The 25,788-nt window shown below is 48.2% G+C and carries 21 protein-coding genes; 15 read left to right on the top strand and 6 right to left on the bottom strand.

Annotation, left to right across the window (positions count from 1 at the left end):
• The 7 genes from C5O22_RS13500 to C5O22_RS08185 all read left to right on the top strand — a co-directional run bounded on the left by C5O22_RS13500 (nucleotide 1) and on the right by C5O22_RS08185 (nucleotide 6,026).
• A complete protein-coding gene (locus tag C5O22_RS13500; protein ID WP_165910458.1) occupies nucleotides 1-177 on the top strand; it encodes a hypothetical protein in 177 nt (58 codons plus the stop codon).
• 235 nt (nucleotides 178-412) lie between these two features.
• On the top strand, nucleotides 413-1,534 hold the full coding sequence (locus C5O22_RS08160) for a branched-chain amino acid ABC transporter substrate-binding protein (protein WP_132780769.1): 1,122 nt from the start codon (nucleotides 413-415) through the stop codon (nucleotides 1,532-1,534).
• Nucleotides 1,535-1,660: 126 nt separating this feature from the next.
• Nucleotides 1,661-2,563: a branched-chain amino acid ABC transporter permease gene (locus C5O22_RS08165; RefSeq protein ID WP_132780771.1), complete on the top strand. Its 903-nt coding sequence runs from the start codon at nucleotides 1,661-1,663 to the stop codon at nucleotides 2,561-2,563.
• A gap of 2 nt (nucleotides 2,564-2,565) precedes the next feature.
• The gene (locus tag C5O22_RS08170) at nucleotides 2,566-3,855 is read left to right on the top strand and encodes a branched-chain amino acid ABC transporter permease (RefSeq protein WP_132780773.1); all 1,290 of its coding nucleotides are present in this window, start codon (nucleotides 2,566-2,568) and stop codon (nucleotides 3,853-3,855) included.
• Nucleotides 3,852-4,646: an ABC transporter ATP-binding protein gene (locus C5O22_RS08175; protein ID WP_486389494.1), complete on the top strand. Its 795-nt coding sequence runs from the start codon at nucleotides 3,852-3,854 to the stop codon at nucleotides 4,644-4,646. The genes C5O22_RS08170 and C5O22_RS08175 overlap by 4 nt, the downstream gene beginning before the upstream one ends.
• Before the next feature lies 1 nt (nucleotide 4,647).
• Nucleotides 4,648-5,361: an ABC transporter ATP-binding protein gene (locus C5O22_RS08180; RefSeq protein ID WP_132780775.1), complete on the top strand. Its 714-nt coding sequence runs from the start codon at nucleotides 4,648-4,650 to the stop codon at nucleotides 5,359-5,361.
• 20 nt (nucleotides 5,362-5,381) lie between these two features.
• Complete coding sequence (locus C5O22_RS08185; protein ID WP_132780777.1) at nucleotides 5,382-6,026, top strand: CBS and ACT domain-containing protein; 645 nt, start codon at nucleotides 5,382-5,384, stop codon at nucleotides 6,024-6,026.
• A 17-nt stretch (nucleotides 6,027-6,043) separates the two neighbouring features.
• On the opposite strand, the gene C5O22_RS08190 is transcribed toward C5O22_RS08185, so the two are convergent.
• The 5 genes from C5O22_RS08190 to C5O22_RS08205 form a co-directional block, all read right to left on the bottom strand.
• Nucleotides 6,044-8,080 carry a RelA/SpoT family protein gene (locus C5O22_RS08190; RefSeq protein WP_132780778.1) on the bottom strand — a complete coding sequence of 679 codons (2,037 nt, stop codon included), beginning with the start codon at nucleotides 8,078-8,080 and terminating at the stop codon, nucleotides 6,044-6,046.
• 129 nt (nucleotides 8,081-8,209) lie between these two features.
• Nucleotides 8,210-9,073, bottom strand: coding sequence for a peptide chain release factor N(5)-glutamine methyltransferase (gene prmC / locus C5O22_RS08195; RefSeq protein ID WP_132780780.1), 864 nt, complete (start codon nucleotides 9,071-9,073; stop codon nucleotides 8,210-8,212).
• Entirely contained in the window at nucleotides 9,070-10,140 is a 1,071-nt protein-coding gene (prfA, locus tag C5O22_RS08200) for a peptide chain release factor 1 (protein WP_132780782.1), read from the bottom strand. The genes prmC and prfA overlap by 4 nt, the downstream gene beginning before the upstream one ends.
• On the bottom strand, nucleotides 10,141-10,311 hold the full coding sequence (locus C5O22_RS13505) for a hypothetical protein (protein WP_165910459.1): 171 nt from the start codon (nucleotides 10,309-10,311) through the stop codon (nucleotides 10,141-10,143).
• 11 nt (nucleotides 10,312-10,322) lie between these two features.
• On the bottom strand, nucleotides 10,323-12,971 hold the full coding sequence (locus tag C5O22_RS08205; RefSeq protein ID WP_132780784.1) for a tetratricopeptide repeat protein: 2,649 nt from the start codon (nucleotides 12,969-12,971) through the stop codon (nucleotides 10,323-10,325).
• A 381-nt stretch (nucleotides 12,972-13,352) separates the two neighbouring features.
• Between C5O22_RS08205 and cysK the strand changes: the two genes are divergently transcribed.
• The 6 genes from cysK (at nucleotide 13,353) to hcp (ending at nucleotide 19,612) form a co-directional block, all read left to right on the top strand.
• Nucleotides 13,353-14,291, top strand: a complete 939-nt coding sequence (gene cysK / locus C5O22_RS08210) for a cysteine synthase A (RefSeq protein WP_132780786.1) — start codon at nucleotides 13,353-13,355, stop codon at nucleotides 14,289-14,291.
• A 42-nt stretch (nucleotides 14,292-14,333) separates the two neighbouring features.
• A complete protein-coding gene (locus tag C5O22_RS08215; RefSeq protein ID WP_132780787.1) occupies nucleotides 14,334-14,780 on the top strand; it encodes an RrF2 family transcriptional regulator in 447 nt (148 codons plus the stop codon).
• 219 nt (nucleotides 14,781-14,999) lie between these two features.
• Nucleotides 15,000-16,196 (top strand): LA_2272 family surface repeat-containing protein, encoded by a 1,197-nt coding sequence (locus C5O22_RS08220; protein WP_132780789.1) that lies wholly within the window; start codon nucleotides 15,000-15,002, stop codon nucleotides 16,194-16,196.
• Nucleotides 16,197-16,354: 158 nt separating this feature from the next.
• Entirely contained in the window at nucleotides 16,355-16,804 is a 450-nt protein-coding gene (locus C5O22_RS08225; RefSeq protein ID WP_132780790.1) for an RrF2 family transcriptional regulator, read from the top strand.
• A gap of 114 nt (nucleotides 16,805-16,918) precedes the next feature.
• Nucleotides 16,919-17,938, top strand: a complete 1,020-nt coding sequence (locus C5O22_RS08230) for a 4Fe-4S binding protein (RefSeq protein ID WP_132780792.1) — start codon at nucleotides 16,919-16,921, stop codon at nucleotides 17,936-17,938.
• A 21-nt stretch (nucleotides 17,939-17,959) separates the two neighbouring features.
• On the top strand, nucleotides 17,960-19,612 hold the full coding sequence (gene hcp, locus C5O22_RS08235; RefSeq protein ID WP_132780794.1) for a hydroxylamine reductase: 1,653 nt from the start codon (nucleotides 17,960-17,962) through the stop codon (nucleotides 19,610-19,612).
• Nucleotides 19,613-19,718: 106 nt separating this feature from the next.
• On the opposite strand, the gene C5O22_RS08240 is transcribed toward hcp, so the two are convergent.
• On the bottom strand, nucleotides 19,719-21,608 hold the full coding sequence (locus C5O22_RS08240; protein ID WP_165910460.1) for a methyl-accepting chemotaxis protein: 1,890 nt from the start codon (nucleotides 21,606-21,608) through the stop codon (nucleotides 19,719-19,721).
• 397 nt (nucleotides 21,609-22,005) lie between these two features.
• Here C5O22_RS08240 and C5O22_RS08245 point away from each other — a divergent pair, with 397 nt between their 5' ends.
• Both C5O22_RS08245 and C5O22_RS08250 read left to right on the top strand, forming a co-directional pair.
• On the top strand, nucleotides 22,006-23,487 hold the full coding sequence (locus C5O22_RS08245; protein WP_243692910.1) for an extracellular solute-binding protein: 1,482 nt from the start codon (nucleotides 22,006-22,008) through the stop codon (nucleotides 23,485-23,487).
• The gene (locus C5O22_RS08250; protein WP_132780799.1) at nucleotides 23,484-25,772 is read left to right on the top strand and encodes a helix-turn-helix domain-containing protein; all 2,289 of its coding nucleotides are present in this window, start codon (nucleotides 23,484-23,486) and stop codon (nucleotides 25,770-25,772) included. The genes C5O22_RS08245 and C5O22_RS08250 overlap by 4 nt, the downstream gene beginning before the upstream one ends.
• The last annotated feature ends 16 nt before the right edge of the window (nucleotides 25,773-25,788 follow it).

Genomic DNA, 25,788 nt, shown 5'->3' on the forward strand with positions numbered 1-25,788 from the left:
ATGTCTAAGGCGCACAGAGGAAAGGGTATCCGGGAGCTTCCAGCCCATGGACGAGGTACCTGCCCCGTTTGTAAAAGAGCGGCGGTAAAAATTCTCTACGAACAAGAAGTGAATGGGGAAAAAGTAAAGATCTGTAAGGTGTGTAAGGCTGCCCTGAAACATGGCAAAGCTGTGTAAGGGCTGACGGATCTTTTGTATAAAGAGGTTCCCAAACATAATAAAAAGGCTACCTAAGAAGGAGGTAGCCTTTTTTTATGCAAACGCCCTTATAAAATATCTTAAGGTACCCGCTGCCATGAGGCCGTTGGGGCTGATTCCTTTGTAAAAATCTTACATAAATATGCAGGTATTATGCATAAAATCTAGACAAAACGTATAAAAATAGAGTAAATTTCGCTCCAGGAGGAACACTATGAAAAAGAGAGTATTAGTGTTGAGTGGAGTACTGCTCGCCCTTTCCCTTGTCCTGGTAGGGTGTCAGGGTGGTGGTGGCGGTTCTATTAAGATTGGTGTTGCTGGCGCCCACAGTGGGGATCTTGCCTCATATGGTTTGCCGTCGGTGAATGCGGCGAAGCTGGTGGTAAAAGAAATTAACGAAAAGGGCGGGATCAATGGCCGGAAGGTAGAGCTTGTGGTGGAAGATGATCAATGTAAGCCAGAACTGGCTACTACCGCCGCCTCAAAATTGGTAAGCAATAAGGTGGTAGCTGTTATTGGGCATATCTGTTCTGGAGCCACTAAGTCGGCCCTCGGAATCTATAAGGATTCGAAGGTAATTACCATTTCTCCCTCTGCGACAAACCCTCCTCTTACCCAGAGTGGGGAGTATCCCAACTTCTTCCGTACCATTGCTCCGGATGATGCCCAGGCCCGGCTTGCGGTTACCTTTATTGCGGAGAAACTGGGCCTTAAAAAATTGGCGGTGCTCCATGATAAGGGAGACTATGGCAAAGGCTTTGCAGAGTTGGTAAAGCAATTTGCAGAAGAACGGGGAATCGAAGTGGCCCTCTTTGAGGGAGTTAACCCCGGTGCCCCTGATTACTCTGCGGTGGTCAATAAGATTGGTAATGCCAAAGTGGATGGCGTTGTGTGGGGTGGCTATCATCCTGAGGCGTCCAAGCTGGTTCAGCAGATGCGAGAAAAGGGAATCAATGTCCCGTTTATCTCTGATGACGGGGTAAAGGATAACACCTTTATCGAGGTAGCGGGGAAATATGCGGAGGGGGTCTATGCTACTGGCCCAACCGATACGACCCAGAATCCCCTTGCTATCAAGGCTATCGAAGATCATAAAAAAGAATTTGGTAGTGAACCCGGAGCTTTCTTCTTGAATGCCTATGCTGCTACCCAGGCTCTTTTGAATGCTATAGCCAAGGCTGGTACCACCGATTATGACAAGGTAGTGGCTGCTTTGCGTTCTGAATATGTAGAGACACCCCTCGGGAACATCAGCTTTGATGAGAAGGGCGATGTCATTGGCTATGGGTTCTCTGTCTTCCAGGTTCAAAATGGTAAATATGTGGAATTAAAGTAGCTAAAGAGATATAATGTATTCAGGCCGTTCCGGGGAATATAGCGGAACGGCTCATTTTTTTTCAGTGTCTCCTGTTGGTATATAATAGGAGTAAGGGTAGAACGCCCGAACATCGAGGACGGAAGGATGGAGTATTTCTTAAAACTCTTGTTAAGTGGTACCACAAAGGGGAGTATTTACGCGTTGATTGCCCTGGGGTACACCATGGTATATGGGGTTATTCAACTCATTAACTTTGCCCACGGCGAAATTTATATGATTGGCGGTTTTACAGCCCTTATTTTTGGAGGCTTTTTATATAGTATGGGATTGCCAGCGCCGGTGGTGTTACTTATTTCAGTGATTCTTGCTATTGTGTACGCAGCATCCTTCGGGTTTACGATTGAGAGAATCGCCTATCGTCCTTTACGGAATAAACCTCGTTTGTCTGCGCTTATCAGTGCTATAGGGATTTCTATCGTATTACAAAATTTTGTGCTTTTGGCTCAAACAGAAAAGTACCTTGCCTATCCTTCATACTTACCGGATCTTCCGTTCTTACAGCCGGTAAAACAATACATAAATGCAACGCAGTTTATTATTTTGATAGTGACAGCCCTCATCATGGTTTTTTTGACCATGTTGATAAAATATACGCGGATTGGAAAAGCCATGCGAGCCACCGCTCAGGATAAGGATATGGCGCAGCTCGTGGGCGTGAATATTAACCAGGTCATATCTATTACGTTTATTATTGGATCAAGCCTCGCTGCCATCGGTGGAGTACTGATTTGTTCCTATATGGGACAGATTAACTATTACATTGGGTTTATTGCGGGTATTAAGGCGTTTGTGGCTGCCGTTCTTGGCGGTATTGGCAGTATCCCGGGGGCGGTGCTCGGCAGTTTTGTCCTTGGATGGACGGAGAGCTTTGGAACCGGCTACCTTTCCAGTGATTACGAAGATGCCTTTGCCCTGCTTATTCTCGTTCTTATCCTTACGGTTAAACCGGAAGGCTTATTGGGTAAAAATCAAAAGCAGAAGGTATAGGTATGAAACAGAACGGGATACTAAAAGATATAGCCCAGGCCTTATTGCAAGGGGTGTGGTTTGTATTTCTCCTTTTCCCCTTGCTTGTAATGAAGGTTTCGGTAGTAGGTGGTGTGGCCTCGGTAACCTTCCGCTGGACCAATATCCCTTTGGTGTTTGTGGCTGCCGTTGGGGGTTCTCTCCTGTGGCGGTGGGCGCTCCGCTGGAATGAACAGAAAGGTGCCAGGGATCCGGAGAATTCCCTGGGGGTTCGTATCCAGAATGGAGTTTCCGCCTTTCTTAAACAAAATCGCCTTGCCCGGGTGGTGCTTCCCCTTCTCTTAATAGGGGCCCTTCTGGCATATCCCCTCGTTTCGGGGATGTACCACACCAATGTAATGATTTCTGCCCTTATTTATGTGATACTTGCCCTGGGGCTTAACATTGTAGTCGGTTTGGGAGGGCTCCTTAATTTAGGGTATGCCGCCTTTTTCGCAGTCGGTGCCTATACCTATGGTCTTCTCTGGAAACATACGGGACCCTGGCTTGCCCAGGTGGGAATAGATCCCTCCTGGCTGTTCTGGATTTCCCTTCCCTTCGCTGGCCTTGTGGCCTTACTTTTTGGGGTTCTCTTGAGTTTACCCGTATTGCGCCTGCGGGGAGATTACCTTGCTATCATCACCTTGGCCTTTGGGGAAATTTTTCGGATGGTCCTTCAGAACTCGGGAGATATCACCGGTGGTGCCACAGGGATCAGCCTTATTCCCCGGCCGTGGTTTTTTGGAGTAAAGCTAACACCCCATATGGCGGCGATCTATATTTACTATATCACCCTGTCTCTTGTGGTTTTTACTATTTTTGTGGTTCGCCGAATCGAAAATTCCCGGGTCGGGCGGGCCCTGGAGGCGATGCGGGAAGATGAAATCGCCTGTGAAGCCATGGGGATAGATCTGGTAAAGAACAAGCTGATTACCTTTGCGTTGGGGGCTTTCTGGGCAGGCGTGGCAGGGGTGCTTCTTGCTGCTCAGACGACCTATATCAATCCTGATAGTTTTACCCTCTGGGAATCGATTATGGTGCTCATGGCGGTGGTTATCGGAGGAACAGGTTCGATTCCGGGGGTTATCGCGGGAACGTTGGTTCTTAAGCTGCTGCCAGAGTATTTCCGGGCCCTGGCCCAGTATCGGATGCTTCTGTATGGAGTGGCCATGATCATAGTAATACTCTTTAAGAGTGATGGGCTTATTCCCCGGCGGCGTACCGAATATCGACTTGAGCAAGAGGGGTCGACATCTCCAGAGGGACACCTATGATACCAATGAAAGAAGACACCATCTTACAAATCGAAGGTCTTTCCATGGTTTTTGGAGGACTTCGAGCAATTGATAATGTGGATTTGTATATTAAGCGAGGTGAGATCTGCGCCCTTATAGGTCCGAATGGGGCTGGTAAGACCACAATTTTCAATTGTATTACGGGGGTCTATAAACCTACGGAAGGCACGATAGCTATCCGGAATCGAGATGGCACTCCAGAATACATCCATGGCTTAAAACCCCATGTAATTAATAAAAAGGGCCTTGCTCGGACCTTCCAGAACATCCGTCTTTTTTCCAACATGACCGTTTTGGAAAACGTTATGATTGGACGGCACAACTCCCTTACGGCGGGAGTGTTTCGTTCTATTTTTCGAGATGCGGCTACTCGACAAGAGGAAGAGCGGGTTATCGAAGAAAGCTATCAAATCCTAAGAAAGCTGAACCTTCATGAATTCGTGAATGAACGGGCATGCAATCTTCCCTATGGAGCACAGCGACGGCTGGAAATCGCCCGGGCGTTGGCGACCGATCCCTTCTTGTTGCTTCTGGATGAACCGGTGGCCGGTATGAACCCGCAGGAAACAAAGGAACTGGAGGAAACAATCCACCTTATCCGGGAAGAGGGACATCTTACGATTCTGCTCATTGAACATGACATGAGTCTTGTGATGAATGTATCAGAGCGCATATATGTGCTTGATTATGGACGGCTCATCGCCGAGGGAAGTCCTGGGGAGATAAAGTCCAATCCAGAAGTGATAAAGGCCTATCTGGGAGAAGCGTAGTATGGCAGTAATGGAGTTACGGGGCGTTCACACCTATTATGGCAATATTCATGCCCTGCGGGATATTTCGATTTCCGTAGAGGAAGGGGAAATCGTTACCCTCATTGGGGCCAATGGGGCAGGAAAAACAACCACCCTGATGAGTATCTGTGGTATTGTACCAGTGAGGGAAGGGGAGATTTATCTGGATGGGGTAAATATTACCCATCTTCCTCCCCACAAAATTGTGGAAATGGGGGTTTCCCAGGTACCAGAGGGACGCCGGATTTTCCCCCAGCTGACGGTGGCGGAAAACCTTGAAATGGGGGCTTACCTGCGAAAAGACAAGGACGCCATAAAGAGTGACATGGATCGGGTGTTTGATCTTTTCCCCCGCCTTGCGGAACGAAAAAACCAACTGGGAGGGACCTTGAGTGGGGGGGAACAACAGATGCTAGCCATTTCACGGGCTCTTATGGCCCGCCCTCGCATCCTTTTGATGGATGAGCCCTCCCTGGGGCTTGCACCCCTCATTGTTCAACATATTTTTGAGATTATCAAAAATATCAATGAGGAAAATCGAACCACCATTTTTCTGGTAGAACAGAATGCCCATATGGCCTTAAAAATCGCCCATAAAGGGTATGTTTTGCAGAATGGGGTCATAAAACTGAGTGATACGGCTGAACGATTATTGGCCAATGAAGAGGTGCAACGGGCCTATTTAGGGTTATAATAGAAGGTGGAGGTGTCGCTATGAACGTAGGACAACGAATGACAAGGAATCCCATAACCATCACGCCGGATATGTCGGTACCTGATGCGCAGGCCCTTATGAGAAAAGAAAAGATCCGGCGTCTCCCGGTGCTGGATAAGAATGGCAAACTGGTCGGTATTGTGACTGCCCGGGATCTGATTCATGCGTCCCCTTCGCCTGCGACAAGCCTGGACATGTATGAACTGCATTATCTGCTTTCGAAATTAAAGGTTGAAAAAGTGATGAGCCATCCGGTTATTACGGTCACCGAGGATCTCCCTATCGAAGAAGCGGCCCGTATCATGGCGGATAATAATATCTCTGGTCTTCCGGTAATGCGCGGTGAAGTGTTAGTAGGAATTATTACCGAATCGGACCTCTTTAAGTTATTTATTGAGCTTTTTGGGGCCCGGCATCAGGGTATCCGTCTTACCGTATTGCTTCCTGAAAAACGGGGAGAACTGGCGGAGGTATCGAGCGCCATAGCTAAAAACGGGGGAAACATCATTTCCTTTGCCACCTTTGAAGGGGAGGACCCCACCAATTCCTACTGTACGATTAAGGTGAATGGGATTGATCGGGAAACGCTCCTTGATGTGATAACACCCCTGGTTACTCGTATTGTGGATATCCGGGAAAGCTAGCAAATCCTTTACCCAGGTTATGAAATTGCCTGGATCGAAAGGACTTGAGGGATACTGCGGAGGTTTTTCATTACCTGTTTCAGGTCGTTGCGATGTTCCAGTTTCATGGTAAAGTAGCCTGTTAAACGGTCGGCACTTATTTCCTCAAGGCGGCCTTCCAGCAGATGCCCCTGTTGTTTTCGTATTGCCCCTTCTATGGCGGAAAAGAGGTCCGCCGTTTTGCGGGCTTCGATCTTAAAATGTTTAACCAGGGTGCTTTCGGCATTTTCCCACTCTACCTCCACCCGCCGTTTTTCAAAGTCCGGGATGGAAGCAATGTTCCGACAGCTTTTCTTGTGGATAATGATTCCCCGCCCGCGGGAAACGTACCCTACGATAGGATCGCCGGTTATGGGCCGGCAGCATTGGGCAAAGCGGATCATCATGTTTTTTTCATCTTCCACACGGACCTGCAGGATGCTGCTTTGCCCTGGCGGTAGGGAAGGCTGAACGGTTTGCACAGAAGGTTCTGGTTTAGGGGCGACGGGCGCTTGCTGACTCACCGCCGCAGTAGTGCCAGCGGATGCAGAGGGTATTGTGGCGGGCCTTTTCTTAGCCACAATGTTTTTATCGATGATAAGGGTTTCATCGTGCTGTTGAAGCCATGAGCGGATTTTACTCCTGGCCCGGGCGGTTTTTACGGCCCGAAGCCAGTTAAGGTGGGGATGGGCCTGAGGGGAGGTTAGAATCTCTACCACCTGGGTGTTTTTTAATTCCGCTGTAAGGGGAATGATAGCCCCGTCAGCTTTTGCTCCATAGCAATGGTCCCCAATATCGGTATGGATGTGATAGGCAAAATCAATGGGCGTAGACCCTGCCGGTAGTTCTATCACCTTGCCTTTGGGGGTAAACACAAAGATGGAATCTTTTAGAAGTTCCCGCTTGATATCATCCAGGAAGGTCGTCATATCTAGATCCTTCCAGGCCTTAAGCCGATTCACGATGGAAAGATCCTCGGGACGAACGATTTCCTTGGTGGTCCCCTTTTTATAAAGCCAGTGGCTCGCAATTCCATACTCGGCCACCTGATGCATGTCCCAGGTGCGGATCTGGATTTCCAGCAGTTTACCGTCGTAACTCATCACGGTGGTATGGAGACTCTGATAGCCGTTTGATTTGGGCATGGCGATATAGTCTTTAAAACGCCCTTCGATGGGTTTCCACAGCCGGTGTACGGTTCCCAGCAGGGTGTAGCAATCTTCGACGGTGTTGCAAAGAATACGGATCCCAAATAGATCATACAATTCGTCGGGATTCTTATTCCGTTTGCGCATTTTCTGGTAGATTGAGTAAAAATGTTTCGCCCTGGCATTCACGGTGACGGGAATGCCGAGATTTTTGGTTTCCTTGTAGAGGGCTTCCTGGACCTTTTCTAGAAATTCGGTACGGGCGCTCTTTTTTAAGGCTACGATGTTTTTGATTTGATCATATACGTCCCGGTTAAGATGTTTCAGGGAAAGGTCTTCTAATTCATCCTTAAGCCAGGAAATACCGAGGCGATCCGCAAGGGGCGCGTAAATGTCCAGACATTCCTGGGCATTCAGCTTTCTTCGTTCCTCAGGGAGATGATCCAGGGTGCGCATGTTGTGAAGCTTGTCGGCCAGTTTTATAAGGATCACCCGAATATCCTGGACCATGGCGAAAAGCATCTTTCGAATGTTTTCGGCTTCCTGAATCGTTTTGTTGTTGGCCTGGATGTCGGCAATTTTGGTGACCCCCTCTACCAGTTTAAGGACCGTTTTCCCGAACTTCTCTTCGATTTCTGCAGGGGTAGCGCTGGTGTCTTCCAGGGTATCGTGTAAAAGGGCCGCAATAATGGTGTCAGCGTCCAGGCGGAGATCCAGCAGGATAAGCGCCACTTCAAGGGGGTGAATAAAATAGGGATCCCCGCTGGCCCGTTTCTGTTCCCCATGGAGCGATTCTGACCATGCGAGGGCTTCCCGAAGGCGTTGTTGCTCTTCTTGGGTGTATGCTTCGGTTATCTTTTGTAAAAAAAGCGTAACGAGCTCATCCATTCTGTTTTCTGTTCCACCTTCTCCTGGAGTCGAGGGATTAAAAATCCCTTCGTCCTCGGGGATTTCAGGGTCTCTTTCCCTTCTATCATCTTAAAAATTTACAAAAAACCTTAGGTATTTGACCAGCCGCTAGGGCTTAATTCCCCGACTTACCCGGGGTAGCCCCGCCAGGTCGCTATAGGTATCTATCCCTATAAAGCCCGCTTTGTGCAAGAGGGTCCGTATGGATTCGACTTGACTGCTGTCGGATTCAAGAAAAAGGGCTCCCCCTGGTTCAAGGTACGAGGGCGCCATGGCGATGATACGTCGAATAAGATCCAGCCCATCGTCCCCCCCATCTAAGGCGCCAAGCGGTTCCTGTTGGACCTCTCTGGAAAGATGAGAAATCAGCGACCGGGGCACGTAGGGCGGGTTGGTGACAATACAATGAAAGGTCCCCCGGATGTTCTCGAAAAGATCGCCCCGACAAAAGTGGATGGCCCCGGGTCCTACAAGGCGCTCGGCGTTTTTCTGGGCAATCGCCAGGGCCCTCTCTGAAATATCGCTGGCCCATACCTCAAGGGAGGGAAGTAGCCTTTTTATGGCCACCGCGATACAACCAGATCCTGTGCAGAGATCGAGGGCTCGAAGGGAAGCTCCGGTTGTGACGGGCCTTTTAGAGAATTCTCTCAGCCAGGCCAGGGCCTGTTCAACAAGACCCTCTGTTTCGGGCCGGGGTACAAGCACATCGGGGGTCACAATAAAATCAAGGCCCATAAATTCCCGGTGTCCCGTAAGGTATGCCACACACAGACCTTTGCGCCGCTCCTCGAGGAGGGTCCTATAAGCGTTCCATTGGGATGGGGTAAGGGATGCCTCTGGATGGGCAAGGAGCCAGCTGCGATCAACCCCGAGGACATGGGCAAGAAGAAGCGCCGCATCTAAAGGGGCGCTTTCGATGCCCGCTTCCTGTAAATGTGTGCTACCGTAGCGACGAGCTTCGGCAATGTTCATGAAGCGGTGGCTTTAAGGAGTTCTTCCCGGGCAGAGAGTTTTAGGGCGTCGAAGAGTTCCTGCAGGTCCCCCTGCATGATAAGGTCAAGCTTATACAGGGTGAGGTTGATCCGGTGGTCCGTAAGTCGATTCTGCGGAAAGTTATAGGTCCTGATTCGTTCGGACCGATCCCCGGTTCCTACCTGGCTTTTGCGGGCCTCCGCCCGTTCTGCCTGGCGTTTGGCTTCTTCCATTTCGAATAAGCGGGCCCGCAGAATGCGCATGGCCTTGGCTTTGTTCTTGATCTGGCTTTTTTCGTCCTGGCAGTGGACCACGATTCCCGTCGGAAGGTGGGTAATGCGGACCGCCGAATCGGTGGTGTTTACGCACTGGCCCCCCGGACCACCGGCCCGCATGACATCGATCCGCAGGTCCTCGGGCCGAATTTCTATTTCTGTTTCTTCCGCCTCTGGGAGAACCGCTACCGTCACCGTAGAGGTATGGATTCGTCCTGAAGCTTCGGTGGCGGGGACCCGTTGTACCCGATGCACCCCCGATTCATACCGCAGGTTCTCGTACACATTTTTCCCCGCAATGGAAAAAATAATTTCCTTTAAGCCACCGAGTTCGGTTTCATTGGAACTCATGACTTCGATTTTCCAGCCCTGGTTTTCTGCATACCGGGAGTACATACGAAAGAGGTCCGCCGCAAACAGGGCCGCTTCATCTCCACCCGCACCGCCTCGAATCTCCATGATGATGTTTTTTTCGTCCAGGGGATCCCGGGGAATCAAAAGGAACTTAAGACGGTCCTTCGCATCCTGTAACTGAATCTCCAGTTCCCGCAGTTCTTCTTTTATCAGTTCCTTCATGCCCGGGTCTTTTTCTTCTTTAAGTAAGGCTTCGGTTTCCTGGATGTTTTTCTCTAATTCTTCGCAGCGCCGGTGGGCTTCCACGATTTCTGAGAGCTGGGCGTGCTCTTTCATGACGTCCCGGTATTTTTTGGGGTCCTTTGCCAGGTTGGGATCTTGAACCAGCAGGTCCAGCTCTTTAAATCGTTCCTGTATCGATACGAGTCGCTCGTTCACTTAGTCCTTCTCCTTAAAATAGGGACAGGTGTAAATAACCAGTTCCATCTGAATCTCTTCGTGGTTAAAGGGTTTTACGGCATCCATCAGGGCCTTTTGAATACGGCAATGATTGTGTTGTACACAGATAGGGCAGGCCCCGTTGCCACGGGAATTGAGCTCTATATTCATACTTCAGCATATCAAAAATTGATGTTTTTCGCAATCTCTGATTGACGGCTCCATTCATACAAAAGATACCGAAGTCGGTCATCAATCAGTTTTAAATGCTGTTGACAGGTGGGGCACAAAAAACGGCCCCCCGCATCCAGATGTTCTTTGGCACACTGGATACAGTAAATTTTCCCGCAGGAAGGACACATACCGGCGGGAAGGTCCTCCGGAGGCTGGGCCACCAGCTTGAGGGGCGGCACGGGAGGAAGCTGTCGGGGAAGTCGCCACAGGCGCTGACAGACCGAACAGGTGACTTTCTCCGTGGTACTTTCAAGGTATTGTTCTTCTAATGCCGTAATAGCAGCCTCCAATTCCGTATCCTCTCTGTTTCGAAGGGTCTTAAGCTTATCGATAAGTTCCCGGGCCTGTTGCCAGCGTCCCATGGTGAGGTACAGCCAGGCCAGTTCTTGATACAGATGGACCTCCTCTGGGGCGGCTTCGATTGCCAATCGGTAGGCCACTTCTGCCCGGGGGAATTCCCCTTTCTTGGTGGCCACATAGCCAATAAGATCCAGAATACGGGAAAGGTAGGGCTCTTTCCCTTCGGTTTCATAGGCATCTGCCAGGATATCGTCCGCTTCTCCGTACAACCCCATATCGATAAGCAGGTGTGCCCGGGAAAGTTGGTATTCAATGGATCGGGGATTCTTTCTCAGCGCTTCCTGAAAAGCCTCGTCTGCTTCTTCAAACCGTCCGAGACGATACAGGATGGTTCCCTTTTCGTGAGCCGCTTCTCCGGTGGTATCGTCGTGCTCGTAGCGACTTACCAGTTCTAGGGCCTGGGCAGGCTCTCCCTGAAGGTACAGAAGCTCTGCCTGGTTGATAATGAGGGGTATTTCTTCGCCTAAGAGTTCCCGGGCCTTTTCAAGATGAATTTTGGCGGTCGTTACATCTCCCTTTGCCATGGCGATCTGGGCGGCCAGGTTGTGGATCCATCCATTACCGGGATCCAGCCGCAGGGCCTCTTCCAGGTGATAGAGGGTTTTTCCATCATGGGTGGAGCCATAGAGGATGAAGCGGCTCTCGGCAAGTCGAAAATGAAAGGTTGCCACCGCAGGATCGAGGGCAATGGCTTCTTCTAATAGGGAGAGCGCCTTTTTCCGATGCCCCTCCTGAATGCTGATCAGGGCCAGGAGATACGGAACGGCCGCGTCTTCCTGGGCATTAAGGGTGTGGGCCCGTTCCAGTTCATGTTGCGCTTTGGGGTATTCTTCCACCGCAAAAAAATACTTCCCTATAATCCCGTGGGCCTCGGCAGAGCTAGACCCCAGTTCCTGGAGTCGGGGGATAAGAAGCTCCAGGTCATGATACTGTTCCTGGTTAAGGAACAGTTTCCCTGCCTTACAGTACCATCGCAGGGCTTCCTCTGGGTTTCCCAGTTTTTCGAAGGTGGAGCCAATGTTTTGGGCCAAAAGGCCGTTGTCATTATCCTTTTGAAAGGCCTCCTGATAGGAACTCAGGGCCTCTTCGTACAGGCCAAGCTGAAAGGCCCCGTGGGCCTGCAAGGTGTGAAGCACCGGATCCTGGGGAAAAAAGCCCAGGGCTTCCCGGGTAAGCTCTATCAATTCTCCGTAGCGGTCCTGGAGATACAGGATTTTTGCCTTCTCTGCCAGGGCAGCGCGGGATTCTTCGGCCTGACTATCTACTTCTATGCAGTGGTCGAAATATTCTTCCGCTTCTTGGTGAAGCCCCAGGAGCAGGGCCGAACGACCCGCCAACAGCAGTTCCGAAGCTGTCCGAGGACCAGGACGTTCTTTCCAAAGCCGTTTCAGCTGAACCAGGGCTGCGTGGGGTTGGTTCATCACAAAAAAGGTTTCCGCCAGATTATAGCGAGCACTGGGACTAATCGGGATAAAAGAGGTCCAGCGGATGTAATAGGCTTCTACGTTCAAAGGCCGGGAATCCACGTGGAGATGGCGGAAGAGGAGAGATGCCGATTGGTGAGTTTCCTTTGGTTTTTCGTAAAGCACTCCCAAAAGGGCAAGCCGACCTTCGGGAATGGTGGCATCCTGGATTTCGGCGGCCCATCGATTGTTGATAAGAATACACATCCGTTCCCCAGAGACGATAAGCCCAATTTGAACCGCCGTGATTGGGACGGAAAGGGATACCGGCGGAACAGAGGGGTTTTCTTGCCTTGTCTTCTCAGACTGGAACTGTTCTCTGGTTTTCCCTGAAGCTTCCTTTTCCTGACTCCGGGGTATTTCGGTCCACCCAATAAGAGGCATGGTCCGGCCGTTAAAGAGGAGATCCAGCCGAAAATAGCCCCTATTGGAAACCAGCAGGGAATAATAGGAACTGTCATCAACCCGATGAAACTGAAGCCCCCCCGCATAATACGCCGTAGGTGTAGAAAAATGAACATCAAGCTGAATAAAAAGATCTTGATAGCGGTACAGGGGATCTTCTATCCAGGTAAGGGTGTGTTCATGGTAAAGTTCTAGCGTAAAACCTTGTTTTGTATAGAAACCCCGGTACTTGGTGCTTTCTTCGGGAATAAAGCGCCCCTTACCAGGATGGCTCAGATCAGTGGTCCAAACTTCTTCTTTAATTTGATCGGGATCGTCTTCCTTTTTCTTAAAAAGCATGCGGAAGAACTGCACTATCAATTTCCACATGTTATTCTTTGTAGCGTAAAAGAAAAATAAAGTCGAGAGGATAGGGCGTTTTGAATAAAGAAACAGGCCCGTTCCGTTGGAGGGGATAAAGGGGTGTTCCTGGGACTTTTTGTATCAGCGATGCACGCCATGATAATGCGTGAGAGAAGGGAAGAAAGGCCCGCAGGTATGGATAACCAACAAAACCTGCTACATCACTTTGACCTCCTCCGCTTTCACCGCCTCAGAGGAGAAAAAATAGTTGACTAAATAAGTATTATATGCCATAGTAATCACTACTAATAAACTATTATTAGTAGTATATTAAAAGGGGAAAGAACAAGAGAACCCGTTGGAGGGAAAAACTCGGGGATTCCCCATGCCTTGCGAAGGAGGTACCACATGGCCAGGATAGCTAAGAAACTTACCGATCTTATCGGAAACACGCCCCTTCTAGAACTGGGGTCCTATGGGAAACAGGAGGGCCTACAGGCCCGACTGGTGGCAAAGCTTGAGTATTTTAATCCCCTTTCGAGTGTAAAGGACCGGATTGGCTATGCCATGATTGCCGATGCGGAAAGGCGGGGCCTTATCTCTCAAGATACGGTCATTATTGAACCTACCAGTGGCAACACGGGAATTGCCCTGGCCTTTGTGGCGGCGGCAAAGGGATACCGCCTTATTTTAACCATGCCCGAGACGATGAGCCTTGAACGGCGAAGCCTTCTTAAGGCCCTGGGGGCAGAACTGGTCCTTACCCCCGGTACAGAGGGGATGAAAGGGGCCATTAAAAAAGCAGAAGAACTGGCAAGCCAGATCCCCAATTCTTTTATCCCCGGCCAGTTTAGTAATCCCGCTAATCCCGAGATTCATCGTAGGACTACCGCCGAAGAAATCTGGCGGGATACGGATGGCGAGGTAGATGTCTTTGTGGCGGGGGTAGGGACGGGCGGTACCATCACCGGGGTAGGCGAGGTTCTGAAAGAGCGGAAAGCGCAGGTTAAGGTGGTGGCGGTAGAGCCCTTTGATTCCCCCGTACTTTCAGGGGGAACTCCGGCCCCCCATAAGATTCAAGGTATTGGGGCGGGTTTTGTTCCTGAGGTACTCAACGTGAAGATTATCGATGAAATCATTACCGTAAAAACGGAAGAAGCGGTGAGTACCGCCCGAAAGCTTGCCCGCTATGAGGGCCTCCTGGTGGGAATTTCCTCCGGAGCGGCGGCTTTTGCGGCAACCCAGGTAGCTAAACGGCCTGAATGGGCAGGTAAAACGGTGGTGGTGCTCTTACCGGATACGGGAGAACGGTACCTTTCTACCATTTTGTATCAGGACCCTCAGTAAAGGGGAACAGAACCTGCAAAATGGAGAAGATAAGGTCGAACTATGAAACTTTCTACCAGAACCCAGTATGGGTTACGGATGCTCTGCCAATTGGCGATGGAGTATCAAAAAAGGCCCCTGCAACTCAGCGAGATCAGTGAACGGGAAGGAATTTCAGAAAAGTATCTGGGGCAAATCATGTTGCTCTTGCGGGCTTCTGGTTTGGTGCTTTCCATCAGGGGGGCCCAGGGGGGCTACTACTTACGGAGGGCCCCCGAGAAGATCCGACTCCTCGAGATGTTTGAGGTATTGGAGGGGAAACTTCTGGATTATGAGATTGAAGAGGGTGGTGCGTCGCCCCCCGATGTTCCAACGGGTTTTAAAGAGGCCAGTGAAGAGCTCTGCATCCAGATTGAAAAAGCCATCCGGGCTGTGTTAGAACGATATACCCTCGATGATATGGTCCGTCTTGGGCTTTTAAAGCGAGGGGTGGTGGATTTTAGTATTTAAAAAGGGTCCCCTCGCAGACACTCGGGGGAGCCCTTTCTGGGCTACCCCTTCATATCTCATAATAAAAAATAGACAAGTTACACAGAGATTCTCTTTAGCTCGATTGAGTAAAAAAAATAGAGGATGTCTTTTTTGTTTTCTAAAAAAAGTGAGATATAGTTTTTTGTACTGAGGTGGTAGATAAACCATAAAAACAACTAAAAAAGTGAGGAGGATCCTATGCGGCGAATAGCGCTGGCGCTGATGATGCTGGGGCTTGCCCTGACGGGGGGAGCTCAGGATTGGTGGGACGATGATTCGGTTCTTCAGGAAGCCCGAAAACGGGCCCAAAAAGAGCAGGCGGAACAAAAAACGTCAGAAAATGAAACAATGACCTCTGTAGAATCGGAATCTAGGGAACCGGATGCGCCGCCGGTCCCGCTTGTCCTCGGGTTTGTGCCGGGCCTTTCGGTGCCTTCAGAGTATCGCACTGTTATTGTGAGCCTTAATGTGATTGGCGGGGCGGCGCCGAAAGTCTCGGGGATCATGGGAAGCGGTATCTTTAGCCTTTCCGGAAGGACCGAGGGAATTCTCGGTGCCGGTATTTTTACTATTACCGGTACCTTAAAGGGCATTCAAGGTGCGGGTGTTTTTAATATAGCCGGTGGGGTGCCCCAGGGAATCCAGATGGCAGGGGTCTTTAATATCAGTGGCTCTCTTCGGGGAGTACAGGGGGCAGGCCTCTTTAATACGGCTGAGACGGTCCGAGGAATCCAGGGGGCGGGGCTATTTAATATCGCCAAGGATGTTAAGGGCATTCAAGGGGCGGGACTGTTTAATGTCGCTGAGGATGTGCAGGGTCTTCAAATTGGCCTTATAAATGTGGCCAATAGGGTTCAGGGTCTCCAACTGGGGCTTATCAATGTGGCTCGCAATGGTATTCATGATGTGGGGCTCCTCTACGATTGGAACCGGGATCTGGTAACTGCCTATGTGCGGAGTGGCTCCTCTTTTTTATATTCTATCCTTCAGATTCGGCTCCCTTCGGATGAATGGTTTGGAAGTTCCCCCAATCCAGTTTATGGCCTTGGTCTAGGTACTCGTGCAGGGAGTCCTGATCTGCATCTTGATATAGATCTTTCAGCTTCGATGACCCAGCGACGGTTGCAGCAACTGGATACTACTACGGAAGAGTGGAAGAATATCAATTGGGTGTACCTGGGTAGTTTAGCCTTTGCGACACTGCGGGGTACCGTAGGTATATCCCTGGGAAATGGGGAATTCTTGATTGGATATGTGGCAGATGTAGAACAATCAGGTACTGAACGTATACCAGCATCTCTTAAAACTGGTAGTGTTTATAATGTTGATATATACCGGCTCTCCATGACCTTGTATGGTTCCTGGTTTATCGGTTTTTCGCTTCCTCTTTTTTAATCATAGGGTGCATATTTCTCTGCTGTAATGAAATCTTGTAGAGTAAGGAAGACTTTTTCCTGGAATAATTAGTCCAGAAAAATTATTTTTCAGAGATTTTTTACAGCAGAGAAGTATTTTTTATTGACAAAAAAATATTTTGGTATCATAATACCATTATGAGTGTTAACCGAATTGTCCATTTTAGCGATGCCAGCATGCTCGGTATCCACGCCCTGATGTATCTCGCCCAATATAGGGGAGAGCGGGTGCAGACCAAGGAAATAGCGAGTTATCTGGGTATCAGCGAAAATCACCTGGCTAAGGTGATGCAGAACCTGGTGCGAAATCAATTGGTCCGTTCGGTTAAAGGCCCCGCGGGAGGATTCTCATTGGCAAAGGATCCGCAGAATGTCACTTTGAAAGAAATCATCGAAGTAATAGATGGGCCCCTGCAGGCCGATTTTTGTCCCTTTAGTAGAGCCTGCAATGCGCAGCATTGTATCTTTGGTTCTGAAATAACCGGGGCTTCCCAGCGTCTGGTCCGTTTGCTGGCGGAACGGACCCTACAGCATATGATAGCCGAAACTCCTCTCCCTGAGGATACAATGAGGAGCGCCGGAAAATAAATAAAAGAGAGAATACTCCCTATGGGAGAGAAGCATCAAAAGGCAAGTTACGTGAGTTTTTTACGTCTTAAAATGGTAAAATAATACCATTATGCTTATATTAGGAGGAAAGGGATGGCAAAACGGACGGTTATAGAAATAAACGAAGACCTCTGTAATGGATGCGGCCTCTGTGCAGAAGGGTGCCCTGAGGGAGCCTTACAAATTATCGAAGGGAAGGCCCGACTCGTGGGAGAATCCCTCTGTGATGGTCTTGGAGCCTGTATTGGTGAATGTCCCCAGGGAGCTATTTCCCGCATAGAACGGGAGGCGGAAGCCTACGATGAACGGCGGGTCATAGAGAATATCATCCCTAAAGGGATGGCTACTATTGTGGCCCACCTGAAACATTTACACCATCATGGCCAGGAAAGCTGGTATCGACAGGCCCTGGCCATACTTGCTGAAAAGGGCATTTCTGTGCCAGAAGAAGTGCGGTCCCTGTCGACATCATCAGACCATGCTGTTTCTGACGAATCAAAAGAAGAGAAGCATAGGGCCACCGGAATTTTTAAAGAAAGGGGGCCTTCAGTATATCGGCAGGGAACGACTTCTATCCCGGCGGATACGCGGGGCAACGAACAGGGGGAGATAAGAACAGGGTGCCCGGGACTTCAAGCAAGAGGATGGAAAGGTCCTTCTACTGCAGTTCCTTCTCTGTCGGAGAAAGGGGATACGCCAGTCTTTCCTGAGGCCCAGGGATTGTCCTTCTCCTATGCTTCTCGCCTGGAACAATGGCCTATCCAGCTTCATCTTATTAATCCCCGGGCTCCGTATTTCCAGGGATCATCGCTTCTTATTGCCGCCAGTTGTACCGCCTTTGCCTGTGGAGCTTTTCATCCGGCCCTGCTTGCGGGGAAAAAACTGGTCATTGCCTGCCCTAAACTGGATGCAAACAAAGAAGTCTATGTGGATAAGATTGCGGCTCTTATCGATGAAAGCCAGGTAGCCCATATCACGGTGGCAATTATGGAGGTGCCCTGCTGTGGGGGGCTTTCTGTGTTAGTCCAGCAGGCCCTTTCTCGGACAAAACGCAAGGTCCCCGTTTCTACGGTAGTGATCGGAATCCAGGATGGAAGCCTTACCTGGAGATAAAACAATTTTAGGAGGAACACTATGTTTTGTTATCAATGTCAGGAGGCCATGAACGGTACGGGGTGTGCGGTTGCAAAAGGGGTCTGTGGGAAAGACAGTCAAACCTCGGATCTCCAGGATCTTTTGATACATACCCTGAAAGGAATTGGCGTATGGGCTAGTTTTGCCCGGGCGGTGGGAAAGCCCACCCCGATGGCAGATCAATTTGTTATGGAAAGTCTTTTTGCGACTATTACCAATGCCAATTTTGATGGGGCCTACTTTGTCCAAAAGATTACGGAGGGCCTTCAAATTCGGCAGGAGCTACAACGGTTAGTAGGCAACGAATTGGTGGTTCCTCAGGGCCTTCACAAAGATATCGCCAATAGCGATGCGGCCATCTGGAAACTTCCCTCGGATCAATTCCCTGCCAAGGCCCAGGAAATAGGTTTTTTGTCGATAGAAGATGTGAACCGTCGTTCCCTGGTGGCGTTGCTTGTGTTTGGTCTTAAAGGAATGGCCGCCTATGCGCACCATGCGGCGGTGCTTGGCTACACCGATGACAACATTTTTGCCTTTATGCATCGGGCCCTGGCTGCCACGGTGGATTCCCATCTTGAGACGAACGCTCTTATTCAGTGGGTATTAGAATGTGGTTCGGTAGGGGTTACTACCATGGCCTTGTTAGATAAGGCAAATACCGCTACCTACGGCAAACCGGAAATCACCAGGGTATCGATTGGGGTTCGTCATAATCCGGGGATCCTTATCTCTGGTCACGATCTTAAGGATCTGGAGATGCTTTTGGAACAGACGGCCGGTACGGGGGTAGATGTGTACACCCACAGCGAGATGCTTCCTGCCCACTATTATCCGACCTTTAAAAAATATCCCCATTTCGCAGGCAACTACGGGAATGCCTGGTGGAAACAGAAGGAGGAATTTGAGAAATTTAACGGTCCCATCCTCATGACCACCAATTGTCTTGTGCCGCCTTCAGCTTCCTACAAAGATAGACTCTTTACCACAGGAATAGTGGGCTTCCCTGGCGTACCCCATATTGAGGCGGACCACAAGGGCTGGAAAGATTTTAGCGCCCTTGTGGAATTAGCGAAAACCTGCCCCCCACCCACACCGATTGAAGAGGGCGAAATTATCGGTGGGTTTGCTCACGATCAGGTGGCGGCCCTGGTGCCCCAGGTAGTAGGGGCCATAAAGGCCAGCAAAATCCGTAAATTTGTGGTTATGGCCGGCTGTGATGGGCGTATGAAAAGCCGTGCATACTACGAAGAGTTTGCCCGGGCCCTTCCCCGGGATACGGTGATTCTTACCGCCGGCTGTGCCAAATATCGATATAACAAACTTCCCCTCGGAGATATTGAAGGGATCCCTCGGGTGCTCGATGCGGGGCAATGTAATGACTCCTACTCCCTGGCAGTAACGGCCCTTACCCTCAAAGAAGCCTTTGCTCTTGCGGATGTGAACGATCTTCCTATTGCCTTTAATATCGCCTGGTATGAGCAAAAGGCCGTATTGGTTCTCTTAGCGCTCCTTTCGCTGGGCTTTAAAAACATCCACATTGGGCCTACCCTCCCGGCATTCCTTTCCCCCGAAGTAGCAGAGGTCCTCGTAAAAACCTTTAATCTGGGAACTATTGGCACGGTGGAGGAAGATATAAAATTGCTTGTGGAGTAATTGGTAGGAACGAAAACGGCGTTTAAAATCTACTATATCTCAGAAAATTGTCCTGTCGGGGTTCCCCGACAGGGATGAAAGTGCAACAGAGTAAAAAGAAAAGGGGTTAGTTTTCCACTGTATTTGTAATAAAGCTTTCTACAACCCTATTCATAGTTTCGATAAGATTTTGGATATCTTTACCACTTTTGCTAAAGTCACGGACACTTTGTGCAATTAGATTAATTTTTTCAATCATCTGCTTAATACTTTCTGAAATATCTAGAGTAGCCTGATTAAGTTGTTTGTTCTTCTCAAGAATAGCTCCCGTATTATTTTTCATACTTTGAGACTCTTGTTGAACGGCGGTAGTAAGTTCATTCATGTTTTTAAGTGCTTCAAGGATCTGCCCTGAGCCTTCTTTTTGTTCTGCCATAGCTCCTTGTAGTTCCTGCACAAGTTGGTTCAATTCTTCAAGGGATTGCGATAACGTATCAAAAGAGCTCCGTGAAACTGTAGTGGATTGAAGTACCTTTTCTATTTCAGTTTGAATTTGGGAGATTTCTGTGCGGATATTCTTTGATTGAATAGCTGCATGTTCTGAAAGAGAGCGAATTTCGTCAGCTACTACCGAAAAGCCTCGACCTGCTTCTCCTGCATGAGCTGCTTCGATGGCCGCATTCATAGCCAATAAGTTAGTCTGGCTAGCAATAGTAGTGATAACTTTATTTGCTTCCTGGAGTGTTCGAGATCTTTCTACAATATGAAGCACCTGCTGATAAGTGTTTTCTTGAAGAGATTGTCCACGTTGAGCCGATCCCAGGAGATCTAAGAATTTATCAGCCATGCGCTTCGTCGTAGTGTTGATAGATTGAATATTGTGGATCATTTCTTCTATTGCCGCTGAGGCTTCGGTAATACTACTTGATTGGTCAATAATGAGCCTCCCCAGCGTATTTATTTGATTGGTGATATCGGTAACCGCATTGCTAGAATCTTGTACACAATTTGCTTGAAGTTTTGTTTTTTCTTGAACTATAGTAGCACTTTGTAAAAGAGGATCTGTGGTCTCTATTGATACCTTTGCATGTTCTTCGAAAATTTTGCTTACCTCATAAAGAGTTTTCTGAGATCTTTGTAATTCTTCAATACTGATAGTAAGGTTATGGCAGAAGGTGTTTATCAGGCCTCCAATAGTTCCTAGTTCATCTATGGAGGTAATATATATCCGTTGACGCAAATCTTTTTCTGCTGACGAAAGAATATCAAGTTGGTTAATAATAGAACGATAAATTATAGCTGTAGTTCTCGTCCAAATCCCTACCAACGTAAGAACAGTGATAAAATATAGCAATGACAAGAATATAACAGTACTATACACTTCTTTTTGGGTAAAGCTGAGATGACCTCGTACGTACTTTATGGTATCAAAGACAAACAGTGCTAGTGACACAGCAAAAATAAATGTCATAAGAGTCATAAAAGAAGGGATAATGAAATTCTTTCGTTGCTGGCGATTATCTCGAAGATCTGAGGGATAGTATTCCAATTGGTGGGAGAGAAGAACCCGAGCCCCAAGCCGGTCTGTGATTACAAATACAAAGGCCCCATCTAACATCCCTAACGATAGAATAAGCAAAAGAATAGAAATTTTATTACAATTTGTACCTATAAAGGGGGATGCGATATATAAAGAGAGTATGAAGATTAGAACGAGGATAATATATAGGATAAGAGATTTTAATGGGGTTTCCCCTAATGTGATGAGCGCTTTTTTATACTGCTCTGCATCTTTTTTTCTTTCTCCAAAAGGATAGTCATAAATACAGCAATATCTTCTGAGTATAAAATAAACTAGTAAAAAAAATAATGCTCCCATAATGAGTATACAGCGGATAATAGAGGCTATTTCGTGTTCGGGATTACGAAAGAACAGAGCCGCTGCAGTGATAAAGCCAATAAAACAAAGATTGGCACTTACGATAATACGGAGATAGGAAGTAGACTTTTTTCTCATGACGTTCATCCTTAAATATGACAAATTTTGTCTATTCCCTATGAGTATACACCCCTCATCTTATAAATAGTCAAGCTCAATATTAAAAAAGTGACAGGTTTGCCCCTCTCGATTGGTTTCGCATCATAAAAAATGTACCTCCCCGTAAAAAATGTTCCCTGGGAGAATTCCCCTTCCCATAGTATACTTACTAGCCATGAAGGCTCTGCTGTGGATACTCCTGGGCTCTATTACTCTTTCTTGCGTTCTGGGAGTAAGGAGTGAAAAAAGAGATGCGACGGAAAGAACAAAAAACGTTCTAACTTATGAGCACTCCCCGCCGTCTCTTCCTTTACCGCCCCCAGGAAAGCTTCCCTTAGTTACTGAGCCGGTTACGTTCCGGGTATTTATTCCCAGCGTGGGGTTCATTGCAGACTTAAAAACCAATGCTTATGTTCGCTGGATCGAAGAGCAGACCGGTATTCATATTGAGTGGATTGAAACAGACCGGGTAAGTGCCCGAAATAAGCTTCTGGCGATGTTCGCAAGTGGTGAATATCCGGACATCATTTTTGGTGCTAATGGAACGGGACTTTCCACGCAGGATATTTATCGATATGGGCGGATGGGGGTATTCTTGCCCTTAGAGGAATTAATAGAAAAGGAAGGCTACTGGATTAAAGAACTCTTTGATACCGAACCTACCATTAAAAAAATAATCACAAGCCCTGATGGTCATATTTATGGTTTACCGGCGGTTTTTACTGATGATTACCATATGACCATGCGCCAAAAGGCATGGATTAATAAGAAATGGCTCGATCGATTAGGACTGGCGGTTCCCAAAACCTTGGAAGAGTTGCACCAGGTCTTACAGGCGTTTAAAAAATTCGATGCCAATGGGAATGGGGATCCTACCGATGAAATTCCCATGGCCGGTGCCACGAGAAACCTTGAAAATGTGGTGCTCTGGCTCATGAATTCCTTTGTTCCTGCCGGCGGACCTGATGATTCTGGGGATCCCCTATTGAATAATTTTGAATTTATTGTAGATGGACGGGTCTTTTTTAGCGCTAACAAAAAAGAATACCGGGAGGGACTTCGTTTTATTCGTAGACTTTTTCAGGAAGGACTTGTGGATATGCATTCTCTCGTACAGGATCGATCCCGATTGCGCTTCTTCGTGGAAGGCCCGGTGAATCGCCTGGGGGTAGTGGTTTCCCATCACCCGGCTAATGTAGCGACCCTTTCCGAAGATCCCCGGGCCCCCCTCCATGAGTATGTGGTATTGCCGCCCCTCATCGGGCCCGAAGGAAAGGCCTATACGCCGTGGCTTATCGATGCGGTAATAAAAGTAGGGGAACTGGTTATTACCAAACAGTGTCGGTATCCCGAACTGGCTTTTCGGTGGGCCGATCATTTTTATCGGATCGAAAGCGCTCTCCATGACAAGGGCATTGAAGGGGTCCACTGGGAACGGATCCCCCAGGGAAAATTCTTTTTTGCCTTTAATGGAAAGCCCGCTAAGTATCGCTATTTAAAGCCCCTTGCCCAGGAAGACAATGCCCAGCTCAATATGGGACCCGGCTGGACCCGGGATTTAAAGAATGAGTTTGCCATCGATACGGGTTTTTCCTATGAAGAATTCCTGTATAAAAGCACCCAGGTGTATGAACCCTTTAAGGTTCGGCGCTATCCTTTTTCGACGGTAAGTATCTCTGATAGGGACTTGGGGGAATTTTATGAATTACGAAGGACGATTCATTCTTTTGTAATGGAAGCGAGTAATCGATTCATTATTGGAGAATTAGATATCGACCGGGATTGGCCATTGTACCTTAAACAATTAGAGCAACTAGGTCTTTCCCGGTACCTTTCTATCTTGGAGAAAAATTTATGAAAGAAACTCCAGGACCGAAAAGGCTTTTGCTGCGATATTTGAGTACTAATCTGTTTATTCTTATCCCCGCTTTTGTGGTAAGTGGTCTTTATTTTTTCGTAAGTTCTGCCCTACTTTTTCGTGCCGCCGATGAGGTTGCGTCGACCCAGCTAGAAAATAGTGTAAATTATGTGGACCGCACTCTTTCAAATTTAGAAAAATTGGCTTCCAAGGTTGTTTTGGATTACCGACTGAATCGATATTCGGTGATGGAAAGTCCCCTTTCTCCTCTTGAATTGTATCGTATGAAGGAACTTACCACCTATCTTTCCATGATTGTGTTGGGTGGGGATTTTTTAGATCGATGTATGCTGTATCTTAAAGCAGGAGAGCGGGTTCTGTATGAAAATGGGATAGCCGAATATTCCACTTTTTATGGAAACTTGCTAAGTGTGGAGGGGTTCACTGCCGATAGCTGGCGTCGCTATATCCTTGCGGGAGAGGGAGGTCGTTTTAATGCCCATTATGCTTTAACTGCAAGCACTGCCCGGGGGGGACGCCCAATGCTTGCCCATTTTCTGGTATGGCCCATCGGTTATGGGGATTACGTTCGGGGTTCCCTCGTAATTATGATAAATGGGACAGAACTGGGGAGACGCCTGGCACGCATACCTGATCAATATGGAGGATGGATTGTGGTGTATGGGCCGGAGGGTAAATTAATTGCCGCTACCTCAGATTCTATTCCCCTAGAGTTCCAGAAACAAATGATTTCTGTCGCTACACAAACGGTAGCAATTGGTACACATCGATACAAGGTGTATAGTCGTATTTCTTCGTATAATGGCTGGCACTATGTTGCCTTTATGGATGAGGAACGGATAACCGCCTCGGTTCGTCGTGTTCAGGTTCTGGCGTCTTTCCTCTTGGGAGGCGGTTTTTTGTTTGCCCTGGCGCTTTCTTTCCTGTTTGCTTCTCATAACAGTCGCCCCATTTCTCATTTGTTTTCTCTCCTTATGCCAGGAAAGAATCCTCTTTTTCAGAAAGGGACGTCCGTTTTTACGTTGCTCGAAGAGGCAGTGCTTAACCTGAGGGATACGAATCTTCAGCTGACGCAAAAGATGGATGTCCTGTTTACCATAGGGAAGGATTATCTTTTCCATAAATTACTCAAAGGTGAATATCGAGATCGGACCCTCTTTTTGGAAGATTGTCGCCGTTTTTCGGTTTTCCCTGCACCTGGTCCGTACTATGTCATAGTTGGGCAGGTTCCGTTTTTTATGAAGGACCTTGATGCTTCGGCGGTATTGAATTCCGATGATAGCCTTGTAATGTTTTTCAGGAATCATCTTGCCATCGATGAGTATGCTCTTTCATGGGGAAGGGGATATGCCGTTGCCATTAAGCGTTGTCTGGGAAACGCTACCTGTAATTTGGATGCGGAAGCTTTTATCGAAGGGGTTGTTCAGAAACTTCCTGCTAAATTACGGGAAGAGGTCTCTTTTGGGGTAGGGCGGCCGGTGGAAGATCCCTTCCTATTGTCCCTTTCACTTGCGGAGGCAGAGACGGCGCTGGCTTCATTGTATGGAGGCGGTTTTGAACGGATTCGTTTTTATACGGCCCTCCCCGCTCCCATGGATGTCTATCGCTATCCTATGGATGTGGAGGCCTCTCTTATTCGCTCAGTGCTGGCGGCGAATCTTAATTTATTCAGTTCCATATGGGACTCTATTTATAAAGAAAACTTTGTTCAACGGAATCTATCTATTAAAGAAGGACGAAAACTGATTCAGGCCCTTTGTCTGACCGCCCGCAGGCTTGCAGTGGAATTCCCTCCCCCACGCCAGGAAGTGTATGCAGCCTATCTTGATGCTATTGATACGACGGAGATTCAGCCCCTCACAGGATTTAAAGAGGTGGAGAAATTTCTTCGGTCTATGACAGAGGAGCGGTGCCGCGAAAAACGGAGTCATAACGAGATCCTTGCCCAGGAAATTCAGGAGTATATTGAAACCCATTTTCAGGACCCCAACCTCTCGCTTACGCTTATTGCGGACACGTTTCATCTGTCGGAAAGTTATCTTTCTTCGTTCTTTAAAGAACAGCGGGGAGAAAATATTTCCTGGTATATTCTCCGGCGGCGGATGACCGAAGCCCGAAGATTGCTTCTTGAAACTCGCGAATCGGTAGATACCATCGCACTCCATTGTGGCTATGTCAACAAGGCTAGTTTCAGAAGGGCCTTTAAGCGAATGTTTGGATTATCCCCTTCGGAATATCGTTCATCCCAGGGAAGGGTACTTTAAGAAGAGGAGGACCGTA

Origin of the sequence: Treponema sp. J25 (assembly GCF_004343725.1) — a bacterium.
GTDB lineage: Bacteria > Spirochaetota > Spirochaetia > Treponematales > Breznakiellaceae > J25.